2 protein-coding genes and 1 pseudogene are annotated in these 2167 nt (G+C 68.7%); all 3 read right to left on the bottom strand.

Going from position 1 to position 2167, the window contains the following annotated elements:
- Nucleotides 1-641: pseudogene (locus tag JF597_RS54295) on the bottom strand (hypothetical protein); the annotation flags it as partial.
- The gene (locus JF597_RS54290) at nt 631-1194 is read right to left on the bottom strand and encodes a DUF6114 domain-containing protein (RefSeq protein ID WP_294014521.1); all 564 of its coding nucleotides are present in this window, start codon (nt 1192-1194) and stop codon (nt 631-633) included. The pseudogene JF597_RS54295 and the gene JF597_RS54290, both read right to left, overlap by 11 nt.
- A 135-nt stretch (nt 1195-1329) precedes the next feature.
- Nucleotides 1330-1983, bottom strand: coding sequence for a DUF6230 family protein (locus JF597_RS54285; RefSeq protein ID WP_294014519.1), 654 nt, complete (start codon nt 1981-1983; stop codon nt 1330-1332).
- Nucleotides 1984-2167 lie beyond the last annotated feature (184 nt).

Genomic DNA, 2167 nt, shown 5'->3' with positions numbered 1-2167 from the left:
GACGCCGAGGCCGAGGGGGTCGGCGTAGGACTCGCGCTGGGCGATTCCCCTGAGCCGGAGCCACCCGTGAAGATCCCGGTGATCGCGTCCCCGATGTCCGTCAGGAGGTTGCCGTCATCGCTCGCGGAGGCCGACGGGGACGGCGTGGCGGTGTCGGAGCTGCCGGTGCCGGAGGAGGAACTGCTCTCCTCCTTGCTCGGCGAGGCGGAGGCGGACGGCGTGGGCGTGGCCTTGTCGTCGGAACCTGAATCCGACGAGGAGGAGCCGTTCGAGCCCGAGCCGGAGTCCGACCCCGAGCCGGAGGAGGCCGACGGGGACGGTGTCGCCGTGGGGTCGTCGGTGGTCGGTGACGAACTCGCCGAGGCGGACGGGGAGGCGCTGCCGCTCAGTGCCGCGACGCAGTCCTTGTACTCGTCCGCCGTCAGGCTCTTCGCGGTCGGCGCGTCGTCGGCCAGCGCGAGCGTGGGCGTGAACCCGATGCCCATGAGCACGGCCGTCGGCATCGCCGCCATGGCTATCGCCTTGCCGGCCGGCACGTGGAACCTGTTGAAAAGCGGCTTCTTGGGTGCCGCGTGGCGGGGCCCGGATCTCGCACGGGAGGCCTCCACGTCAGCCCCGTGGGTCACCTCGTCAGCCGGCACTGTGCCTCCCGTTCGCCCCGTTGACCGGGCTCGTTCCTGACAGATCGTTCGGCTCGCCCACCGGGTTCACCGGCCGCAGGAGCGTGGTGTCGTAGTCCGTGGCCTCGGGAGCGCCGTCCTCACCGGTCGTGTCCTGCTCGGCCGGCTGCTCCGCGGGCGGTACGCCCGGCGCCCACGCCACGGCCATCGCCCCGCCGAACAGCGCGAGCAGGAAGCCGACGATGAAGCCGCCGAAGTTGGAGACGGGGAGGGACACCAGCCCGAGCATGATCGCCGCGACACCCGCGAAGGTGCGTACGTGCTTCTGGAACCAGAGGGTGATGCCCAGGACGACGAGCAGTACGCCGATGATCAGGGATCCTGCGCCCGCCGTGGTGGCCATGGCGATGGTCAGGCCACCGAGCTTGAGGTGCGCGTACGGGAAGTACATGATCGGGAGGCCGCCGATCATGACCAACAGTCCCGCCCAGAACGGGCGGGTGCCCCGCCAGGCGCGGAACTGCTGCCTCCGGTGGGCGAACTGGCCGGGCGCGGCAGGACTCTCGGCGCTCATGGAAAACAGCTCCCTGGTGCGGCGTTGCTCTTGATGACGGTGTTTCGCGATGAAGAAAGTGGGGGGATGTGAAGGCGACGGGCGGGAGATGGCGGGCGGGGGACCGTAACGGCTCCCCCACCCGTCACTGAGCGCCTAGTAGCACTCGATCCCGTCGCCGCTGCCCCAGCTCAGCCCCATGTGGAGGTTGGAGAGCTTGAAGGTGCCGGCCGTGGTGGCCCACGCCGTCTGCTTCACATCGGTCAGCACGGCCTTGTCGGCCTGCTGGGCGAACCCGAACGGGTTGGACTGCTCCCCGGCCGCGGTCTTGGGCTTCGGGGTCTTCCCGCTGGTGGTCCCGGCGGGGACGCCGATGTTGATGCCCGAGAACACGGCATCTTTCGCGTCGAGGTTGGCGACATCGATGTAGATCTGGTCGGCCTCGACCGCCGTGCCCTTGTCACCCGCGGTCAGCTTCAGGGTGACCGACTTGTTCAGGAACGGAACCGGGGTGACCACGGACTGACACATGTCGGTGATCGTGGCGTGGTCGAACGCCGACACCGACACCGGGTGCGCCTGGTCCTTGCCGTCAAGACCCTTGCCCGAGTCTATGGCGCCGTACTGGTTCATGTCGTAGCCGACGAGCTGGCCGGCCCGAACCTTGAACTCCTGCCCAGACACACTGAACGACGCGGCAAGCGCGCCCTGTGCGAGGGCGACACCTATCACTGCCGTGGCGGCAACGCTGGGCACCATCACCACAGCGAACCGCTTCCATCTTGTCCCGCCACGCACCTGGGACTCCATATTTCCTCCTTCTCGGACGTACATCTCCTGGCCCTGACTGGCCTCTCGAAAGGACGGCTCAGCCGGGCAGGGATGGGAGAAGTGCTACGTCCTCGGGAAGGAGAGCGCCCGCACTCGGAGGCGCGAACCGCGCACCGATCACCGGCGATCACCCCCGAGCGACACAACCACTGGTCGCGCCTGA

Source organism: Streptomyces sp. (genome assembly GCF_019510245.1).
Lineage (GTDB): Bacteria > Actinomycetota > Actinomycetes > Streptomycetales > Streptomycetaceae > Streptomyces.
Note: the sequence above shows the minus strand (reverse complement) of the source record. Positions and strands in the feature narration are given on the sequence as shown.

Excerpts from the sequence above, each read along its gene's own strand:
- JF597_RS54290 (WP_294014521.1), bottom strand. The coding sequence starts at position 1,194 with ATGAGCGCCGAGAGTCCTGCCGCGCCCGGCCAGTTCGCCCACCGGAGG.
- JF597_RS54285 (WP_294014519.1), bottom strand. The coding sequence starts at position 1,983 with ATGGAGTCCCAGGTGCGTGGCGGGACAAGATGGAAGCGGTTCGCTGTG.